Annotated in this window: 19 protein-coding genes; 12 read left to right on the forward strand and 7 right to left on the reverse strand. The window is 38.5% G+C overall.

The window, feature by feature from the left end:
- Nucleotides 1–4 precede the first annotated feature (4 nt).
- Together MS6x_RS00675 and MS6x_RS00680 are read right to left on the reverse strand one after the other, a co-directional pair.
- On the reverse strand, nucleotides 5–2635 hold the full coding sequence (locus tag MS6x_RS00675; protein ID WP_482607122.1) for a DNA gyrase/topoisomerase IV subunit A: 2631 nt from the start codon (nucleotides 2633–2635) through the stop codon (nucleotides 5–7).
- A gap of 171 nt (nucleotides 2636–2806) precedes the next feature.
- Nucleotides 2807–4666: a DNA topoisomerase IV subunit B gene (locus MS6x_RS00680; RefSeq protein WP_482604758.1), complete on the reverse strand. Its 1860-nt coding sequence runs from the start codon at nucleotides 4664–4666 to the stop codon at nucleotides 2807–2809.
- Between the two features lie 240 nt (nucleotides 4667–4906).
- On the opposite strand from MS6x_RS00680, the gene MS6x_RS00685 reads away from it, so the two are divergent.
- Nucleotides 4907–5806 carry a DnaJ C-terminal domain-containing protein gene (locus MS6x_RS00685; RefSeq protein ID WP_482604759.1) on the forward strand — a complete coding sequence of 300 codons (900 nt, stop codon included), beginning with the start codon at nucleotides 4907–4909 and terminating at the stop codon, nucleotides 5804–5806.
- Nucleotides 5806–6099, forward strand: a complete 294-nt coding sequence (locus MS6x_RS00690; protein WP_482604761.1) for a chaperone modulator CbpM — start codon at nucleotides 5806–5808, stop codon at nucleotides 6097–6099. Before MS6x_RS00685 ends, MS6x_RS00690 begins: the two co-directional genes overlap by 1 nt.
- Here MS6x_RS00690 and ychF read toward each other — a convergent pair.
- A complete protein-coding gene (gene ychF, locus MS6x_RS00695; RefSeq protein ID WP_482604763.1) occupies nucleotides 6096–7190 on the reverse strand; it encodes a redox-regulated ATPase YchF in 1095 nt (364 codons plus the stop codon). The genes MS6x_RS00690 and ychF overlap by 4 nt on opposite strands.
- Before the next feature lie 309 nt (nucleotides 7191–7499).
- Between ychF and MS6x_RS00700 the strand changes: the two genes are divergently transcribed.
- Nucleotides 7500–8249: a class I SAM-dependent DNA methyltransferase gene (locus MS6x_RS00700; RefSeq protein WP_482604765.1), complete on the forward strand. Its 750-nt coding sequence runs from the start codon at nucleotides 7500–7502 to the stop codon at nucleotides 8247–8249.
- A 5-nt stretch (nucleotides 8250–8254) separates the two neighbouring features.
- Here the strand turns inward: MS6x_RS00700 and MS6x_RS00705 are convergent, their stop codons facing one another.
- Nucleotides 8255–8608: a 4Fe-4S dicluster domain-containing protein gene (locus tag MS6x_RS00705; RefSeq protein ID WP_482604767.1), complete on the reverse strand. Its 354-nt coding sequence runs from the start codon at nucleotides 8606–8608 to the stop codon at nucleotides 8255–8257.
- A gap of 137 nt (nucleotides 8609–8745) precedes the next feature.
- On the opposite strand from MS6x_RS00705, the gene MS6x_RS00710 reads away from it, so the two are divergent.
- From MS6x_RS00710 to MS6x_RS00745, 8 genes are all read left to right on the forward strand, one after another.
- Nucleotides 8746–9816 carry an acyl-CoA reductase gene (locus MS6x_RS00710; RefSeq protein WP_482604769.1) on the forward strand — a complete coding sequence of 357 codons (1071 nt, stop codon included), beginning with the start codon at nucleotides 8746–8748 and terminating at the stop codon, nucleotides 9814–9816.
- Nucleotides 9817–10034: 218 nt separating this feature from the next.
- Complete coding sequence (gene serC, locus MS6x_RS00715; protein WP_482604771.1) at nucleotides 10035–11099, forward strand: 3-phosphoserine/phosphohydroxythreonine transaminase; 1065 nt, start codon at nucleotides 10035–10037, stop codon at nucleotides 11097–11099.
- Between the two features lie 2 nt (nucleotides 11100–11101).
- Entirely contained in the window at nucleotides 11102–12052 is a 951-nt protein-coding gene (locus MS6x_RS00720) for a D-2-hydroxyacid dehydrogenase (protein WP_482604773.1), read from the forward strand.
- Nucleotides 12053–12113: 61 nt separating this feature from the next.
- Nucleotides 12114–12752, forward strand: a complete 639-nt coding sequence (locus MS6x_RS00725) for a DUF937 domain-containing protein (RefSeq protein WP_482604774.1) — start codon at nucleotides 12114–12116, stop codon at nucleotides 12750–12752.
- Between the two features lie 65 nt (nucleotides 12753–12817).
- Nucleotides 12818–13288: a DUF6146 family protein gene (locus tag MS6x_RS00730; RefSeq protein ID WP_482604776.1), complete on the forward strand. Its 471-nt coding sequence runs from the start codon at nucleotides 12818–12820 to the stop codon at nucleotides 13286–13288.
- A gap of 31 nt (nucleotides 13289–13319) precedes the next feature.
- Nucleotides 13320–13646, forward strand: coding sequence for a DUF6787 family protein (locus tag MS6x_RS00735; protein WP_482604777.1), 327 nt, complete (start codon nucleotides 13320–13322; stop codon nucleotides 13644–13646).
- 496 nt (nucleotides 13647–14142) lie between these two features.
- Nucleotides 14143–16461, forward strand: coding sequence for a TonB-dependent receptor (locus MS6x_RS00740; RefSeq protein WP_482604779.1), 2319 nt, complete (start codon nucleotides 14143–14145; stop codon nucleotides 16459–16461).
- A gap of 17 nt (nucleotides 16462–16478) precedes the next feature.
- The gene (locus tag MS6x_RS00745) at nucleotides 16479–17051 is read left to right on the forward strand and encodes a type 1 periplasmic binding fold superfamily protein (RefSeq protein ID WP_482604781.1); all 573 of its coding nucleotides are present in this window, start codon (nucleotides 16479–16481) and stop codon (nucleotides 17049–17051) included.
- Between the two features lie 2 nt (nucleotides 17052–17053).
- On the opposite strand, the gene MS6x_RS00750 is transcribed toward MS6x_RS00745, so the two are convergent.
- The 3 genes from MS6x_RS00750 to folE all read right to left on the reverse strand — a co-directional run bounded on the left by MS6x_RS00750 (nucleotide 17054) and on the right by folE (nucleotide 19107).
- On the reverse strand, nucleotides 17054–17941 hold the full coding sequence (locus MS6x_RS00750; RefSeq protein ID WP_482604783.1) for a sterol desaturase family protein: 888 nt from the start codon (nucleotides 17939–17941) through the stop codon (nucleotides 17054–17056).
- Between the two features lie 163 nt (nucleotides 17942–18104).
- Nucleotides 18105–18404, reverse strand: a complete 300-nt coding sequence (locus tag MS6x_RS00755; RefSeq protein WP_482604785.1) for a hypothetical protein — start codon at nucleotides 18402–18404, stop codon at nucleotides 18105–18107.
- Nucleotides 18405–18507: 103 nt separating this feature from the next.
- Nucleotides 18508–19107 carry a GTP cyclohydrolase I FolE gene (gene folE, locus MS6x_RS00760; protein ID WP_482604787.1) on the reverse strand — a complete coding sequence of 200 codons (600 nt, stop codon included), beginning with the start codon at nucleotides 19105–19107 and terminating at the stop codon, nucleotides 18508–18510.
- Nucleotides 19108–19343: 236 nt separating this feature from the next.
- Here folE and MS6x_RS00765 point away from each other — a divergent pair, with 236 nt between their 5' ends.
- The gene (locus tag MS6x_RS00765; RefSeq protein ID WP_482604790.1) at nucleotides 19344–20024 is read left to right on the forward strand and encodes an ABC transporter ATP-binding protein; all 681 of its coding nucleotides are present in this window, start codon (nucleotides 19344–19346) and stop codon (nucleotides 20022–20024) included.
- Nucleotides 20025–20027 lie beyond the last annotated feature (3 nt).

Raw genomic sequence — 20027 nt, forward strand, 5'->3', positions numbered from 1 at the left:
TATTCTAGAAAAGGGTTATTTGACCTTCTTCATCATTCTCGGTATCGGAATTACTTTCCAGGTCTTTATTGTCCTTGTCACTATTATTGGTACTAGCCTGGGTATCGGATATATTTTCCTCATCTACCACTTCCATATCATTTGCCTCTTCTACAGGGGCTTCTTCATAGGGCAAGGCTTCCAAGGCATTTATGTTTTTCACCTTCTCAGATGTCAATTGATTACCTAAAGCTTTTATTCCTTTAATCGCTATAAAATCCTCTATATCAATTTTTTGATTATCCTTAGGGTCCTTTCCTCTAGGTTTAGGAAACTCCAGCTCTATCATAGGTCTCCAATCCGTAGAAACGAGTTCTAGGTAGGATTTAGGGTGCTCGGAAATGAATAGGTCTTCTCTATTTTCATTTTCGATTAGAAATCGTTTTACATAAAACCGTTCCTTTTCACCTTCCCAATAAATGGCCGAAATTGGTTTTTTTGGATTCCATTTTTCCAATACGATCATGTCATCATCAAAGTGAGAAGTAACCACAGGCAAGATTGTTTTCGCCACTCCTTTTTGGGTGATAATCAACAATAGGTCCTCACCCTTAAATTCCCCGATGAGCTCTCCCCGTCCGTCAACGTTTAATCGCCTTACGATATCATCGAACCAAATTTTTCTTGGTTTTAAGGTAGAAACCCCTTTCTCCTTAAGTTCAATTCGCTTCACCGTGTATTTGGTAACGATATTTCCTTTAGAGTTGCGTCCTTTTATCCGTACATCTGCAAAATCCAGGTCCCATTTTAGTTTCTTAATGCTCCCGGCCTGACGTAGGTTTACAGTCACCACTTCGGCTTCCCCATTTGGGTTCGCAGAAAAATAAAGCACAGTGGAGTTAGGGCTGCCGGCGGTAAGATCGTAAGATTTGTCCCTAGTTATTGAAGTAACATTAAATCGTTTTATATAAGACGGCCCACCTTTACCATCTTTATATACCATATTGTAGATCGTACGCTTGTCCTTTTTCTTAAATACGGCAACGTGGATAATATTCTTTCCAACAAAAATTTTGGCATCCACTTTGTTTACCTGCATTTTACCGTCGCGTGTGAAAACGATAATGTCGTCGATATCACTGCAATCGGTAACGTACTCATCCCTTTTTAGGGACGTACCTACAAATCCCTCTTCACGATTTACGTAAAGTTTGGTATTTCTAATCGCTACTTTTGTGGCTTCTATTTCATCAAAGACCCGAATTTCAGATTTGCGTTCCCTACCCTCTCCATAGGTCTTTTTCAATCTATTAAAATAAGCGATGGCCCAATCTACCAAATTGGCTAGATGGTGTTTTACCTCGGCAATCTTCTCTTCAAGATTGTCCAGATATTCCTGCGCCTTCCCTAAATCGAATTTTGATATTTTCTTAATTTTTATTTCCGTTAAACGCAGAATATCATCTTCGGTTACAGCGCGTCTTAAATGTTTCGTATGTGGAGCCAAACCCTTGGCAATCGCATCAATTACGCCTTCCCATGTCTCCTCTTCTTCAATATCGCGGTAAATCCTGTTCTCGATAAAAATACGTTCCAACGAAGCGGCGTGCCATTGTGCTTCCAGTTCTGAAAGTTGTATTTCCAATTCTTGGCGCAATAACTCCACTGTGGCGTCGGTAGAGCGCTTCAACATTTCTGTTACACCGATAAAGAGCGGTTTGTTATCCTCGATAATACAGCCCAATGGGGAAATGGAAGATTCGCACGCTGTAAACGCATAGAGCGCATCTATGGTTTTATCCGGAGACATACCAGACGGCAAATGCACCAGAATTTCAACATTCGCTGCTGTATTGTCCTCTATCTTTTTAATCTTTATTTTTCCCTTATCATTCGCTTTAAGGATAGATTCAATTAAAGAAGAAGTGTTGGTACCGTAAGGTATTTCACTGATAACCAGTGTATTTTTATCTAAAGAAGCTATTCTTGCCCGTACCCGTATTTTTCCACCCCGGAGTCCGTCATTGTAGTTGGTGACATCAATAATTCCAGCGGTCGGAAAATCGGGAAACAGTTTAAAACGTTGTCCTTTAAGGTGTTTTATTGAAGCATCAATCAACTCTATAAAGTTGTGTGGAAGTACTTTTGTAGATAAACCTACCGCAATACCTTCTGCTCCTTGGGCCAAAAGTAAAGGAAACATGACCGGAAGGTTAACAGGCTCCTTTTTTCTGCCATCATAAGATTGCTGCCATTCGGTGATTTTTGGACTAAAAACAACGTCTAAGGCAAATTTAGACAATCGTGCTTCTATATATCTTGATGCCGCAGCCCTATCGCCTGTTAATATATTCCCCCAGTTTCCCTGTGTATCGATCAACAGGTCTTTCTGGCCCATTTGCACCATAGCGTCCGCGATACTCGCATCCCCATGCGGGTGATATTGCATGGTATGCCCCACAACGTTCGCTACTTTATTGTAACGCCCATCGTCTAATTCCTTAAGTGCATGCATGATACGGCGCTGTACAGGCTTAAATCCGTCTTCTATCGCAGGTACCGCACGTTCTAAAATAACATAAGAGGCATAATCCAAGAACCAATCCTTGTACATCCCCGTAACCTTGGTCAACGTAATGTCTTCCTCCTCTTCCATTACAGGCGATTCGGAGGCACTTAGTTCCCCTTCGTCTGAAATATCAGTATCTTGATTTTCATTCAAGCCTTGCTCATTCTCCGATTGGTTTTCATCATCAGCAGGTAGATTCAAATCTTCTTCATTCTCTTCCATAAAGGACTACTATCTGTATTGGATTTTTACGTTCGTTTAGATTTTTTCTTCGACTAAATCAATCTCTACTTTAAGATTTTCAATAATAAATTTTTGACGGTCGGGTGTATTTTTTCCCATGTAGAAACTCAACAATTCCTCAATAGACATTGCCTTATCCAACATTACAGGCTCCAATCTAATATCATCTCCAATAAAATGCACAAATTCATCTGGAGAAATTTCCCCCAATCCCTTAAATCGTGTAATTTCTGGTTTTCCGGTTAATTTCTCAATGGCATTTTTCCGTTCTTCATCGCTATAGCAATAGATAGTTTCTTTCTTATTACGCACACGGAAAAGCGGTGTCTGTAAAATATACAAGTGGTTCTCTTTTATGAGTTCTGGGAAAAACTGCAAAAAGAATGTAATGAGCAATAATCGTATATGCATTCCGTCTACATCCGCATCGGTAGCAATTACAATATTATTGTAGCGCAAATCTTCAATCGATTCCTCAATATTCAATGCTGCTTGCAAAAGGTTGAACTCCTCGTTCTCGTATACTATTTTTTTTGTTAATCCATAGGAATTCAAAGGCTTCCCCTTTAGACTAAATACGGCTTGGGTATTTACATCCCTGGATTTGGTGATAGAACCGGAAGCGGAATCGCCCTCTGTAATAAACAGGGTACTTTCTAGGTTTCTATCTTTTTTTGTATCGCCTAAATGAATACGACAATCCCGTAGTTTTTTGTTGTGGAGATTTGCCTTCTTTGCACGATCTTTGGCTAATTTACGAATACCTGAAAGCTCTTTTCGCTCACGTTCTGCCTGTAATATTTTTCGTTGTATCGCTTCCTTGGTATCCGGATTCTTATGTAAATAATTATCTAGGTATTTTTTAACAAAGTCATTGATAAAGGTACGTACCGTGGGTAATTTGCCGCCCATGTCCGTAGAACCTAATTTGGTTTTCGTCTGACTTTCAAAAACAGGCTCCATTACCTTTATGGCGATTGCCGAAATCACCGATTTGCGAATATCCGAGGGGTCATAATTCTTACCGTAATGCTCCCTAATGGTTTTTACCAAAGCTTCTCTAAAAGCGGTTTGGTGTGTACCACCCTGCGTTGTATTTTGCCCATTTACGAACGAATGATACTCTTCACTATATTGGGTTTTACTATGCGTAATAGCAATTTCTATATCCTCACTCTTTAGGTGGATAACAGGGTACAGAAAATCATCTGTGTTATTATTGTCTTCTAAGAGGTCTTTTAGTCCGTTTTCCGAATAGAACTTCTCTCCGTTAAAATCGATGGTCAGCCCAGGATTTAGGTACACATAGTTCTTGAGCATGCGCTCCACATACTCGTTACGGAACTTATAATTTTTAAAGATAGCTTCATCCGGACGGAAAGATACCTTGGTTCCTTTTCGCTGTGAAGAGTCGCTGGGCCCTTCCTCTTTTAGAAGATTTCCCTGACTAAACTCCGCTGTTTTAATTTGATTATCACGAGAGGATTGAACTTCAAAAAAGCTGGAAAGTGCATTTACGGCTTTGGTACCTACACCGTTTAATCCAACGGATTTTTTAAACGCACGCGAATCGTACTTACCGCCGGTATTCATTTTCGACACCACATCCACAACTTTTCCCAATGGAATACCCCTACCATAATCCCTAACCTTGACCAAGCCGTCCTTGATACGGATTTCGATGGTCTTACCAGAACCCATTACAAATTCATCGATACAATTATCAATAGTTTCTTTTAGGAGGATATATATCCCATCATCTGCCGATGAACCGTCACCCAGTTTACCAATATACATGCCAGGCCGCAATCGGATGTGCTCTTTCCAATCGAGTGATCGTATATTATCCTCTGTATATTTGGTGTCTTGGGACATGCTGTTAAGTAGTTTACGAAAGTGACGTTAAAGATAACACGACTCGCAAAAAGAACAAACCCCATCCAACTAAAGTAATTAACAATGAATTTCGTCATTTTGTTGATAGCGCCCGCCTAATCATGCCTAGGTTCCTAGCTAAAAAATCATATTTCACTTCAATCGAACACCTAAAAGCTGAGAAATATCATTGTATGAATACGGTACTTTGATTATCTTCCAAATTCGATTTTGAAACCTATGGATTTTATAGATTATTATAAAGTTTTGGAAATTGACTCCAAGGCTTCACAAGCAGATATAAAAAAGGCATACCGAAAACTGGCGCGTAAGCTGCATCCTGATTTAAATCCCAATGATGCCGAAGCACAGCGAAAGTTTCAACGGATAAACGAAGCGAACGAAGTACTGAGCGACCCGGAAAAACGAAAGAAATACGATGCCTATGGCAAAGACTGGGAGCACGCAGAGGCTTTTGAAGAAGCCAAAAGAAATCGGCGTTCTTCCCAAGGAGGCAGCAGACGCTATACCTCTGGCGGAAATACAGGACAACAGGACTTTTCCGACTTTTTTGAATCCATGTTCGGAGGCGGCGGTTTTAGCACAGGCGGCAGAAGCACGGCACAATTCAAGGGTCAGGATTTGAATGCCAGTTTAAGCCTAAAATTGTCGGACACATTGCAAGATCAAAAACAAACTTTGGATTTAGGCTCAAAGAAAATCAGAATTACTATTCCGGCAGGCGTAGAAGATGGACAGACCATAAAAATTAACGGTTATGGTGGCGAAGGTGTTAATGGTGGTCCCAAGGGCGACTTATACCTCACCTTTCAAGTATTGAACAATACCCCTTTTAAGCGTGTAGGAAGCGACTTATACATCACACAACCTGTTGACTTATATACTGCCATGTTGGGTGGCAAAATTGAAATAAAAACAATTACGGGGAAAGTAAAATTAACCTTAAAACCAGAAACCCAAAATGATGTAAAAGTAAAACTGAAGGGAAAAGGTATGCCGGTTTACAAAAAAAAGAATGCTTTTGGAGACCTTTATGTCACTTATAAAATAGAAATGCCAACCAACCTTACAGCGGAGGAAAAAGCCCTTTTTAAACAACTATCACAATTACGAAACTGATGGAAAAAGAAAATCTAATTTTAGTAAGTCATTACTGCCAGCAGACCAGAACCGATATAGCGTTCATAGAATCCCTACAAGAGTATGGCTTTATACAAGTAATGTTAATAGAGGAGCGCCACTATGTGCACCCACAGGATATTACAGAAATAGAACGGGTGAACAGACTTCGAGAAGAATTAGGAATAAATCTAGAAGGGATAGACGCGCTAAACCATATGTTACGAAAAGTAAACCACTTAGAAAAAGAAGTTAGGACACTAAGGGAACGTCTCCGAATCTATGAGTCCTAAACGTTAAATCTAAAGTGCATTACATCACCATCCTTAACAGTGTACTCCTTCCCCTCTACCCTCATTTTACCAGCTTCCTTTACTTTGGCTTCGCTACCAAAGCTGATGTAGTCATTATAAGCAATAACCTCTGCGCGTATAAAGCCTTTCTCAAAATCGGTATGGATAACACCTGCAGCTTGCGGCGCCGTTGCACCAATCGGAATCGTCCAAGCACGGACTTCCTTGACACCAGCAGTGAAATAGGTTTCCAGGCTCAATAATTTGTAAGCACCACGAATAAGTTTTGCAGAACCAGGTTCTTCTAGCCCTAAATCCTCCAAGAACATTTGTCGTTCTTCGTAGGTTTCCAATTCGGTAATATCGGCCTCCGTGCCTACGGCCAAAACAACCACTTCGGCATTTTCGTCGGCCACAGCGGCTTTCACCTTTTCTACGTAATCGTTTCCAGTAGCCGCTGCATTCTCATCTACATTACAAACATACATAACAGGTTTGTCCGTAATAAATTGAAGTGGTGTTACAAACTCGGCCCTGTCCTCTTTAGTAATCTCCAAAGCCCGCACAGATTTCCCTGCTTCTAAACCAGTCTTAATAGCAAGTAAAACCGCTTCTTCTTTCTGAGCCTCTTTATTGCCTGTTTTTGCAGCTCTTTTTACCTTTTCCAGCTTTTTCTCTACGGTCTCCAGATCTTTAAGCTGCAATTCCATGTCAATGGTTTCCTTATCCCTTATTGGGTCTACACTACCATCTACATGTACAATATTGTCATCATCAAAACAGCGTAGCACATGTAATATGGCATCAGTTTCACGGATATTACCTAAAAACTGGTTACCAAGACCTTCGCCCTTACTCGCACCCTTCACCAAGCCTGCAATATCAACAATTTCTACCGTTGCGGGTAGTACACGTTCTGGATTCACCAGACTTTCTAACTTTTGCAACCGCGCATCGGGTACGTTTACCACGCCAATATTGGGCTCAATGGTACAGAACGGAAAGTTCGCACTCTGTGCCTTGGCATTGGATAAACAATTAAAAAGTGTTGATTTACCTACGTTTGGTAATCCTACGATACCTGCTTTCATGGCTAAATTTTTTAAAACGATGCAAATATAGTTTTTACTGGAAGAATGAAGGGTTGATGTGAAATCAAATTTTATTTGAAAATTTATCACTAAAACAGCAGGAAGCAAAGCAATAGTAATTAGTGCCATGGCTAAAAACGCTCCCAATAGTCCAAATTTTATTACAACAAAAGAAGCTTGCAAATGACATAGGATGATTGTGACCTTACATAATTATGGTCAATCTATTAATTGCAAGCGAATTTTAATTGATACACTTTTAAACTTTTATATCAAAAAGCTACCTACTTTTAATCAGAATTTTTGATTATGCATGAACTTTATACAACCAATTTAGCAAAGGTCTATGACGAAATCTACCAAGGTTTTATAGATTACCCTCAGGAATATGAATTCTATAGCAATAGCTGTAAAAAGTATGGGGCTTCAACTATTCTTGAAATAGCCTGTGGCACAGGTAATTTAGCTCCTTTTTTTAAAACTGATTTTAAAACTTACATTGGTTTGGATTATAGCGAAGCGATGCTAGCCATTGCAAAGCACAAAAATCCAACTACGGAGTTCGTTCAAGGAGATATGCGCGAATTTAGCATCAAAGAACAACTTGATGCAATACTCATAACAGGGCGTTCTGCCAGTTACTTAATCTCAGATGCAGATTTGAAAGCAACCTTTACATCTGTACATACCAATTTAAAAACAAAAGGGGTTTTTATTTTCGATTGTATCGATTCAGAGCGTTTTATGCCCTACATTTTAAAAAATAAAGAAGTTAGGCATGAATCAAACATTAAGGGAAAAAAATTTTATCGCGATTCCGAATGGAAAAAAAAGGAATCAGATAGTTACCATTTAATAGATTGGAGGGCCGAATATTTTAAAATTGAAAATAATAGCAACTTTTTATTAGGTAAAGACCATGTTGTTTTTAGGGCCTTTAGCCAATCTGAAATTAGACAAAGCCTAAAGTCTTACGGGTTTAAACTCTTAGAAATAATTGACCGGCCTACGTATGCTTTTGATACGTATGTCTTTGTAGCGCAGAAACTAGATTCTTAAAAAATCTACCCGTCCGGATGCATGAACTTTTGTTTTCCTAGTAATTCTTCATCGGTTTCTACATGGTTATCATCGGGTACGCAACAATCTACGGGACAGACCGCTGCACATTGCGGCTCCTCATGGAAGCCCATACATTCCGTACATTTATCAGGAGAAATATAATACACTTCGTCACTAATAGGCTCCTGCACTTCATCGGCATTTACAGCCTTGCCATCTGGTAATACGACATCTCCTTTTAGCGAGGTACCATCACTGTAACGCCATTCATCAGCACCTTCATAAATTGCCGTATTGGGGCATTCCGGCTCGCAGGCGCCACAATTTATACACTCATCAGTTATTATAATAGCCATAATTTTCTTTTTAGCATGTGTTGTTTAACAACGCAAAATTTTCAGGAATATTCCGTGGACTTTTGATTCATTTCTTTTGCCCAAGTATCCTTACTTTTGTACAAAGATAATCCCTAGAAAATCCTTTTACAAATATAATGACCCGTCTCAATCCCAACATGGAAGCTTTTGTTAAACTTGGCGAATTTCTTCGCAAATTCTGTGCCTCTTTTGATAGTGACACTATTAGCGACGCTACTATTGATCCTTGGTTTGTAAAATTTAATGAAGTTGTAACTTCTGCTCATCATTATAACGGATGGTTTACACTAGACAATGTAATGTTCGCCCTAAATTCTTGGTCTGTGGCCCTTTCGGCAGAAAACGTAATCCATTGGCTTTCCAGTTACGACCTTACCAAAAACGAATGCAAACGCGTAGCACTTATTCTCGCAGGAAACATTCCCATGGTAGGTTTTCATGATTTGTTGGCAGTTTTGATTACTGGAAATACAGCCGTTGTAAAACTCTCTAGCAATGACACCTTACTATTGCCATTGCTGGTAGACTATTTGATAAATGTACATCCGGATTTTAAGGACAAGGTCATATTCACAAAAGATAAGCTTACCGATTTTGATGCCGTAATCGCAACCGGCAGCAATAATACAGGACGTTATTTTGAATATTACTTTGGAAAAAAGCCCCATATTATTCGTAAAAATAGAAACTCGGTTGCCGTTCTTTCCGGAAAAGAAACAACATCGGAATTAACTGCCTTGGCACAAGATATTTTCAGGTATTATGGATTAGGGTGCAGAAGTGTCTCCAAGCTATTTGTTCCTAAAGGATATAATTTTGATTCTTTTTATAAAGCTCAATTTGATTACAATAAAATTATTCAACAACATAAATATGCCAATAATTACGACTATAATAAAGCCGTATATCTTATGAGCGAATTCAAAATTTTAGATAACGGATTTCTTATGCTAAAAGAAGATACTAACTACGCTTCTCCAATAGCTACAGTTTTTTATGAGGAGTATGAGACACTAAACGATGTAAAGGCCAAAATAAGTTCAGATGAAGAATACATACAATGTATTGTTTCTAAAGGGTTATTTTCCAACGAGGTGGCTTTTGGAAAAACCCAAACGCCCGAACTTTGGGATTATGCAGATGGTGTAGACACTGTTGAATTCCTGTTAAAAACATCCTTGAATTAAACTAATGCCAAGAGGGAGTTTTGTTGGAAAATTTCAACCTTTGCAATTCGGTATTTTTGTTCAAATTATGAGAATTCCAAATTTTAATAAGTAAACAAAATATAAATAAGATACACCAACTCTTGGCAGAATAACCAAATGATGAGTTATAATGAAATAATATTTCTAGCTAAGTGTCCTACTATTCCGATTGTAATTATCAAGTAAAAGATAAAAATATGAAAAAACATAATTTTAGTGCGGGCCCTTGTATTTTGCCGCAAGAAGTACTGCTAAAAGCTTCAGAAGCAATACTAGATTTTAATGGTTCCGGACTTTCCTTAATCGAAATTTCGCACCGCAGTAAAGATTTCGTAGCTGTAATAGAAAAAGCACGTTCATTGGCCTTGGAGCTATTAGGCTTGGAAGGTAAAGGATATCAGGCTTTATTTTTACACGGAGGAGCTAGCTTGGAGTTTTTGATGGTTGCCTATAACCTGTTAGAGAAAAAGGCTGGGTATTTGAATACGGGTACTTGGAGCGACAAGGCAATTAAGGAAGCAAAACTTTTTGGAGAAGTGATAGAAGTAGGTTCATCTAAAGATGAAAATTTTAAGTTTATTCCAAACGGGTACAGTGTACCCAAAGGTTTGGATTATCTGCATTTAACCTCCAACAACACGATATACGGAACACAATTTAAAAAGTTTCCAATAACTGACTGTCCGTTGGTTTGCGATATGAGTTCAGATATTTTTTCTAGAGTGTTGGATTTTTCTAAGTTCGACTTAATCTACGCTGGTGCTCAAAAGAATATGGGACCCGCTGGTACTACATTGGTGGTAGTAAAAGAGGATATTTTGGGTAAGGTTACCAGAAAAATTCCCTCTATGTTAGATTATCAGGTACATATAGCTAAAGAGAGTATGTTTAACACACCCGCTGTTTTTCCTGTATTTACTTCTATGCTTACCTTGGAATGGCTCAAAAACCTTGGTGGTATCGCTGCTGTCGAAAAAATAAATGAGAAGAAAGCACGATTACTATACTCAGAAATTGATCTTAATCCTGTTTTTGATGGATATGCCAATACAGCCGACCGCTCCATTATGAACGCTACATTCAATATTACAGAAGAAGGTCTTAAAGATACTTTTGAAAACCTACTAAAAGAAGCCGGAATAAACGGTTTAAATGGACATAGGTCCGTAGGGGGTTATAGAGCAAGTATGTACAATGCGTTATCGCTAGAGAGCGTAGGTGTTTTGGTAGATGTTATGAGTGAAATGGAACGTAAGGGATAATTATGAAAATACTAGCAAACGACGGTATAAGTCAATCGGGAATCGATGCCCTTCAAAACGCCGGTTTTGAAATTATTACTACCCATGTAGCCCAAGAGCAATTGGTGTCATTCATCAATAAGCATCAAATCACCGGCCTGCTGGTTCGCAGTGCTACACAAGTAGGAAAGGACCTCATAGATGGATGTCCAAGTTTAAGGCTTATTGGACGTGGTGGTGTAGGCATGGACAGTATTGATGTTGCATATGCAAAAAAAAAGAATATTCATGTAATCAATACTCCAGAGGCTTCTTCGGAATCTGTAGCGGAATTGGTTTTTGCCCACTTGTTTGGAGCAGTGCGCTTTTTATACGATAGTAATCGAAATATGCCGTTAGAGGGCGACAGCAACTTTAAGCAATTGAAAAAAGCATATGCTATTGGAACGGAATTAAAAGGTAAAACATTAGGTATCATTGGTTTTGGAAAGATAGGTCAAGCTACAGCAAAAATTGCTCTTGGAGTGGGTATGAAGGTTGTCTATCATGATCCCGATGTTGCGAAGTGTGAGGTTACCTTACAGTTTTTTGATGAACAAAAGGTGAGCTTTCAACTTACATCGACTAGCCAAAAGGAAGTACTAGAGGTTTCTGATTTTATAACAATCCATGTCCCCTCTCAAAAACATTATGTGCTAGGAGCAGAAGAATTTGAGCAAATGAAAAATGGTGTAGGGGTTATAAACGTTGCGCGAGGTGGTGTACTTGATGAAGTAGCCTTGATTAATGCTATGGAAAGTAAAAAGGTTGCCTTTGCCGCTTTGGATGTTTACGAATCGGAACCAAATCCGGAAATTCGAATTCTAATGCATCCTAATATTTCTCTTAGTCCTCATATAGGTGCTGCCACTTTAGAAGCGCAAGAACGTATTGGTTTGGAACTTGCTTCTCAAATAATTACACTTTTAAAATAAGGCCACAGTTATTTTACAAGTCTTTTTTGTAAATTGGCGTGAACATTAAATTAACTATAACATGTCAGCAGGATTACTAGATTTACTAAACAGCCCTATGGGCAAACAACTAATAAGTGGTGTCGCAGGTCAAACGGGACAGCCAGAAGGAAAAACATCGGATGTTTTAAGTATGGCCATGCCGTTGCTTTTGGGCGCAATGAAAAAAAATGTTTCTTCTCCTGAGGGGGCTGCAGGTCTTATGAGCGCATTATCCGGGGGGAAACACGATGGTGGAATTTTGGATAATCTCGGTGGCCTTTTTGGTGGCGGTGTAGACGATTCTGTCATGCAAGATGGTGCTGGAATACTCGGTCATGTATTTGGAAACAAACAACCTCAGGTTGAGAATGCTTTGAGTCAAAAATCTGGATTGGATGCAGGTTCAGTTGCACAAATTCTTAAAATAGCTGCACCTATCGTAATGGGCTTCCTAGGAAAACAGACAGCACAAAGTAACGTAAGTGACTCTAACGGAATGAACGCCTTATTAGGCAGTATGTTAGGTGGGCAACCCCAAGAAAACCAAAGTTTAATCACCACTTTATTGGATGCTGATGGTGATGGAAGTATTTTAGACGATGTTGCCGGAATGGTAATGGGAAGCAATAAACAAAAAGGTGGAATAGGCGGACTTCTCGGTGGTTTATTCGGAAAGTAAGGTATTCAAAATAACTATAAAAAGCTGCTTGTCACCACATGCGGCTTTTTTTGTATCTTAACGCTATGAAAAAGAAAATAAAAATTAAGAATGTATTAGCGGTCCTTACCTGCAGTATTGCCCTATTAATACTTTGCGGTTGTGGGACGTCAAAAGAAGTATTAAGCATATCTGAAACGGAAAAACTAGCTTTTAAATCAGAAAATGATGAGCCTGTTACCATATCTAATGAAGATGTAGAGTATGAAATAACCATAATAGACCCAGGCTTTTTCACTTGGCTCAACTCTGTTGCTAGGCCACCTGGATATTATTCTCAAAGCTTCTTGGAGAACAGAAATTATCTTATGGTTTTGGAATGGAATCAGAGGGCTATACAACCCAACAGATTTAACCCTGACCTTTATTTGATGCAGATAGACTACCAACAAGGTATCGATTACGGATACGATGTTAATTACCAACTGTACAATTATTTTATTTTTTTCCAGCGTAAGTACAATCAACGCCTAGGTGCTTTTGTACCTCGTATATAATAAAGTATTTTTGCACCTCTTTAAGGGAGCTATGAAAAAACTAAAGGAACGTTGGGGCATTTCCAGTAATTGGCAATTGGTAGTTATATTTATTGTATTTGCAATCACGGGGTCCTCTTCCGTTTATATTGCCAAACCTTTTTTGAATTGGGTCGGAATGGATCAAAGTAATTTTTCCGATGCTTGGTGGGGACATACGCTCTATTGGTTTTTACGAATTTTGCTCATTTTTCCTTTTTATCAACTATTATTGGTAGTTTACGGTTGGTTGTTTGGCCAGTTTAAGTTCTTCTGGGCTTTTGAAAAAAAAATGTTGGATAGAATGGGGTTGCAATTTCTTTTTAACAAAAAGAGTTAGGTTTTCTTTAACATGAAATTCTATTCCTTTGATTATTTTCGTAGCGTGAAAGCGAAACTATTTTCTAATACCGTGGCGGTGCTGCTGTTTACCTTGATTCTCTTCAAGGTTTCCTCATTTCATGTGTATACGCATCAGGACAATGCTTCTGAGGAGATAGAAAATTGTGAAATTTGTGAGTTGGCCATCGAAAATCAGGAGACAGCTTACAATCTAACGCCATCACAATCTATAATAACCCCCTTATTATATTTCAGTACTAAGAAGCAGGCTACTACATATAGCAGCGAACATGCTTCTTCTTTTTTTCGCTTCAGTCTTTATGGACGACCTCCACCAGTACAAGTTTAGATCAGCAAATCTAAACGAATTATGGTCCGTTCACTAGGACCCAACACATCTAACATCCATATCATATAATGAAATATAGCATCATGCTATTTTTGTCTGCCTATTTAGCGGCGCAAGTATCGCACAGGATTGTAACTCTATCCTTATGGGGAAGATTACGGATTTCCATGATAACACTCCGCTAATAGGTGCAACCATATTTATTACAGGTACAAATCAGAAAACGGTTTCCGGTAAAGAAGGTAAGTTTAGGTTTGAAAATCTTTGTGATGGCGTTTTGGAATTAGAAATATCGCATCCAGAATGTACTTCCAAATTCGTTACCATTACCATAAATGGAGATACGTACCAAGAGATACGTCTTGAGCATCATTTAGAGCAGCTTGATGAAGTAAAGGTTACCGGTACTGTAAATAACACCACTATATCTGCACAAGAGGTTCATCTTTCGCAAGAGGATTTAGAAAAATACAGTGGGAATAGCTTAGGTGATGCCCTTAAGAGTTTAACCGGAGTATCATCGCTGAACACTGGGGCAAATATTGTAAAACCTGTTATTCAAGGTCTTATGGGAAGCAGAGTGCTAATCCTGAACAATAATGTTCGTATGCAGGATATGGAATGGGGAGAAGAGCATGCACCAAATGTGGATATTAATGCTAACCAAGATATTAGCGTTGTAAAAGGTGCGGCAGCTTTGGAATATGGCGGAGATGCCATTGGCGGTGTAATTATCATGAATCCTTTGCCCATTGTACGAACCGATTCTCTATTTGGAAAAACCCAAACCACGTTATTTTCCAATGGTAGAGGTGGAAACATTACCACTACCCTAACAAAATCATATAAGTCAGGGCTCTATATAAAAGGGCAAGGGTCTTTTAAAAAATTAGGAGATATGGAAGCGCCAGACTACTTACTCTCCAATACGGGACTACAAGAAAAAGGAATTGCATTTACTGCCGGTAAACGAGATTTTATTCAGGGTTGGGAAGCGTATTACTCTTTTTTCGATTCAGATATCGGAATACTAAGGGCTTCGCATATTGGTAATGTAGATGATTTAATACAATCCATAAACAGTCAGCAACCCAATATAATAGGTGATTTTGGTTATGAAATAGACCGGCCCAATCAAGAAGTGACACATCATCTGGGAAAACTAAACTATTATAGACGTTTTGAAGGTCTAGGGAAATGGAATTTGCAATATGATTTTCAAAAAAATCGTCGTCTAGAATATGATATTCGGGTCGGTTCCGATGCCAATAAAGCCTCTTTGGATTTAAGCCTTACCACCCATTCTGTCTTAACAGATTTTCGATTTGATTCCAAAGATGGACTACAGGTTAAGACCGGCCTTCTTGGTAGGTATCAAATCAATTTTGCGAATCCAGATACCGGTGTTAGAAGATTAATTCCAGATTACGACAAATATGATTTAGGGGCCTTTGCAATAGCTGAATACCGATTAAAGGAAAACTTACTGTTAGATGCAGGTGTCCGCTATGACTTTTCTAGAATCGACGCCAAAAAGTTTTATAGAGAATCACGTTGGGAAGAACGTGGCTACGAAGAAGATTTTGGAGGTATTGTAATCGAAGATTTGGGTACCCAATTACTAACCAATCCAGTTTTCAATTTTCATAATATATCTGCTACGGCAGGTTTTGAATACGATTTTAAAAAGGAAACCAAATTTCGTTTTAATTATTCTTTGGCACAACGCGCACCAAACCCGTCGGAACTGTTTAGTGAAGGGTTGCACCATTCCGCAGCTAGGATAGAGCTTGGTGACTTAAGGCTAGAGAGCGAAACAGCAAACAAACTTTCCCTGTCTTTAGAAAAAAACAGTTACAAGTGGGGGTATTCATTAGCTCCATATTTAAATGTAATTAACAATTTTATGATTTTAGAGCCAACCGGTGTAGAATTTACGATCAGAGGCGCCTTTCCCGTATGGGCATATAGGCAAACCAATGCACAACTTTTAGGTGTAGATGCATCGGTATATTACAATTGGACATCTAAACTTAGAACCGACCATAAATTCTCTTGGGTACAAGGCACGGATGTAAGCACCGATATCCCTTTGATCAATATGCCGCCTGCCAACCTTAACAACAGCATTTCCTATCGGAATCCAAAATTAAAAAATCTAGTTTTAGGATTGGAAAGTATGTATGTTTTTGAACAACAACGGTTTCCTGAAAATATATTTGTGTTTTCTCCAGAGCAACAACAAGAGGTAGAACTTGCTATTAACACACCGCCAGCAGCCTATCATTTACTGGCATTTGATGCAGAAACCTCTTATTCATTACGTCATAAAAATGATTTAAAAGTTGGTCTTCGCGTTACCAACCTTTTGAACACCTCTTATCGCGATTACCTAAACCGCCTGCGTTATTTTGTAGACGATTTGGGGAGAAATATAAGCTTACGAATTATCTATAATTATTAATTAATAAATCCTTAAACATGAAAACTAGAAACATTTTTAAAAAAAGTACGACAACCAGAAATTTATTAGCTCTGCTAACCGTAGGATTGCTAACACTGTCTTGTTCAGACGATGACGATAACCCAGTTGCCGTTGATGAGGAAGAGGTAATCACAACCATGACCATAACCCTAACCGAAGGCAGTAATACAGTTACTTTAGAAACTAGGGATTTAGACGGTGATGGACCGGACGCTCCAGTAATTACAACAGGGAACCTAACGGCAAACACCACCTATACAGGGGCTATTGTATTATTGAACGAAACCGAAACTCCAGCTGAAAATATTACATTAGAAGTTGCTGAAGAGGATGACGAACATCAATTTTTCTTTGATGCCAGTGGCGCGGTAACGAGCGTTACCTACAACGATGAAGACGGTGACGGCAATCCACTAGGACTTAGTTTTACATTAACTACCGGAGATGCGGGTAGCGGAGCGCTAAGGGTTACATTAAGACACGAGCCTAAAAAGCCTAATGATGGCACGTTGGCAGACGCTGGCGGAGAAACTGATATTGCTCAGAGCTTTGCTATTGTAGTGGAATAATATTAATGGATATCCTTCGGTTTGGATTTGCCCAGGCCGAAGGTTATTTGTTTCCAAAATCCCTTTGGGATTTCTTCATCGCCCTTAAACCCCAAAGGTACGGTACCACTATCTTCAGGTATATAATCTGTTTTAAAGATATAATCCCAAAGACTTAGACTTATTCCAAAGTTGACCCCAAATTTACCTTCCGGTAGTTTGTACGCGTGATGATACAAATGCATTACGGGATTATTGAGTATATATTTCAAAGGGCCCCACGAGATTTTTATATTGGAATGATTAATATGCCCTATTGTAATGGCTATAAAGTGTACAATATAGGCCTGTTCTGGTTCAAAACCACCCAAAAGCATTACCGCAACTGTTTTCAAAGGCTTGTAAAAAATATTTTCCATCCAATGATAGCGTAAATGTGCAGCAAATCCCATTTCCTTTACACTATGGTGTATCTTATGGAACTGCCAAAGAAACTGGTATTTATGCAATAAAATATGCGTAAACCATTGCACAAAATCCAACAAGAGAAAGAATACCATCAACTGTCCCCATTGCGGCAAACTGGATATAGGTATAAGAGATAGGGAATTTAGTTGTATTCCAACATTATTAAAAGCTAGTTCTAAAATACCATAGACCCCGCTAATAACAATACTGAATATAAAAAAATTAAAGAACATATAAACCGCATCCAACCAAAAATCAGTTCTAAATATTGACTGATCCTTGCGCCATGGAAATAAAATTTCCATTCCCCAAACCACTAATGATATTAGGATTAGACCCCAAAAATAATTGGTATACCAAGGAACTTCAAATATGATAGATTTCCATGTCCATTGCCAGCTACCATCAATAGCGGACACGAATACTTCCCAAAGTGTATTCATAGCTATTTATTCTTTTATGAAGAAATTATGAGCATAATTCTTCCATTTCTGTTCTGTATCGTTGTTCGTTTATACAATAACAGCACTATCATTTCATTAGTGCTTTATTGTATTTTCTTAAGTACAATTGGTTACACAATTTGTATCCAAGATATTTTAAGCCTTACACTTCAAGAGGTTCTCTAGTTTTACCTTTTTTTATGAGGTATGTATACACCCACATAATGGTAAATGTGGGAACTACATCTAAGCCAGGAATAATTTCTTCTATAAATGCAACAACACCAGCTGCTTGTCCAATTTTACCTTTGTACATACGGGTCATTAACCAACCGGCCAACGGCGCCCAAAGCACATCTGAAAAATCGCCTATAAATGGAAGCGCAAAAGATAGCATCCCAATACCATCGAAAAGAAGTCCTAGAAGTAAATGTTTGTATTTTTTGTCGGTACTATTTGGCATCCTTGTTTAGTTAAAGTCTGTTTGTTCGAATACAACAAAGATGCCAAAAAATACTTAATTCTAGTTTTAGATAGTAAAATTAATAGTCCCTAGTAGCCCTTCATTAAGAAAGGTTGGAACTAATAAGTTTCAAAAATTCGTTCCTAGTTTCTTGCTTTTCAAATTGACCTCTAAATCCGGAGGTAGTCGTTACGGAGTTCTGTTTTTGTACGCCCCGCATCATCATGCACATGTGTGACGCTTCAATAACAACCGCAACACCTTTAGGTTTTAGAGTTTCGTTTATACACTCTAAAATATCATGTGTTAGCCTTTCTTGAACTTGCAGTCTTCGGGCAAAAACATCCACTACACGGGGTATCTTGCTCAATCCAACAATATGACCATTTGGAATATAGGCAATATGCGCTTTCCCAAAAAATGGTAGCATATGATGCTCGCACAGCGAATAAAGCTCGATATCCTTTATGATGACCATATCATCATAATCCTCTTTAAACATAGCTCCTTTTAATATTTCAACCGGATCCTGTTTATAACCTTGAGTGAGGAACAACATTGCTTTTGCGGCCCTTTCTGGGGTTTTTACCAAGCCTTCACGGGAGACATCCTCACCAATTTCATCGATAATGGAAGAATAGCGGCCTCTTACTTCATCTGTAATCTCTAAATTGTACTCTTCAAGGTTCCTATATGGGGACATATATTTTTTGTTTATTGTATTTATATAATTCTTAAACAAATTTAAAGATTAATTTAATATTAAGCACTAATAGAAGATTAAAAAATACTGAATTTGTTGTTCAGACCACCCTACTTTTAAAGTTCGTGCCATCTTCGTTAGATATCAAACCTATATTTCACCCCTAAGCTTCATCTTAAGTCAATATTTTGCTATGTCCTACCCATTGTCTAATTTCACTTCTTAGATTACAAACAATGATAAAGGCTACAAATATTCATAAATATTACGGAGAATTAGAGGTGCTCAAAGGGGTAGACCTTCATATTAAAAAAGGTGAAATTGTATCTATTGTGGGCGCATCTGGAGCCGGAAAAACGACGTTACTACAAATTTTAGGTACTTTGGATAGCCTTTCTAATAAGCAAGACGGAAAACTGTTGGTAAACGGAACGGAAACTACTAATCTAAACGACAAGGCACTCGCTAAGTTTAGAAATGAACATATTGGTTTTATTTTTCAGTTTCATCAGTTATTACCGGAATTTACTGCTTTGGAAAATGTTTGCTTACCCGCATTTATAAAAAAAACCAATAAATCCGATGCCGAAAAACGCGCAACTGAGCTTTTGAATTTTTTAGGACTTTCCCACAGACACCATCATAAACCCGCTGAGCTATCTGGAGGCGAGCAACAGCGCGTTGCTGTCGCAAGGGCATTAGTTAATAATCCTGCTATTATTTTTGCTGATGAACCTAGTGGAAATTTAGATTCTGAGAGTGCAGATAAGCTGCACCAGTTGTTCTTTGAACTACGTGAAAAATTTGGGCAGACCTTCGTTATCGTAACCCATAATAAAGAACTCGCCGAAATGGCCGACAGAAAACTTACCATGGTAGATGGTAAAATAGTGGATAAAGTAACGGTATCAGTATAATTG

The organism is Maribacter sp. MS6, from assembly GCF_056839185.1.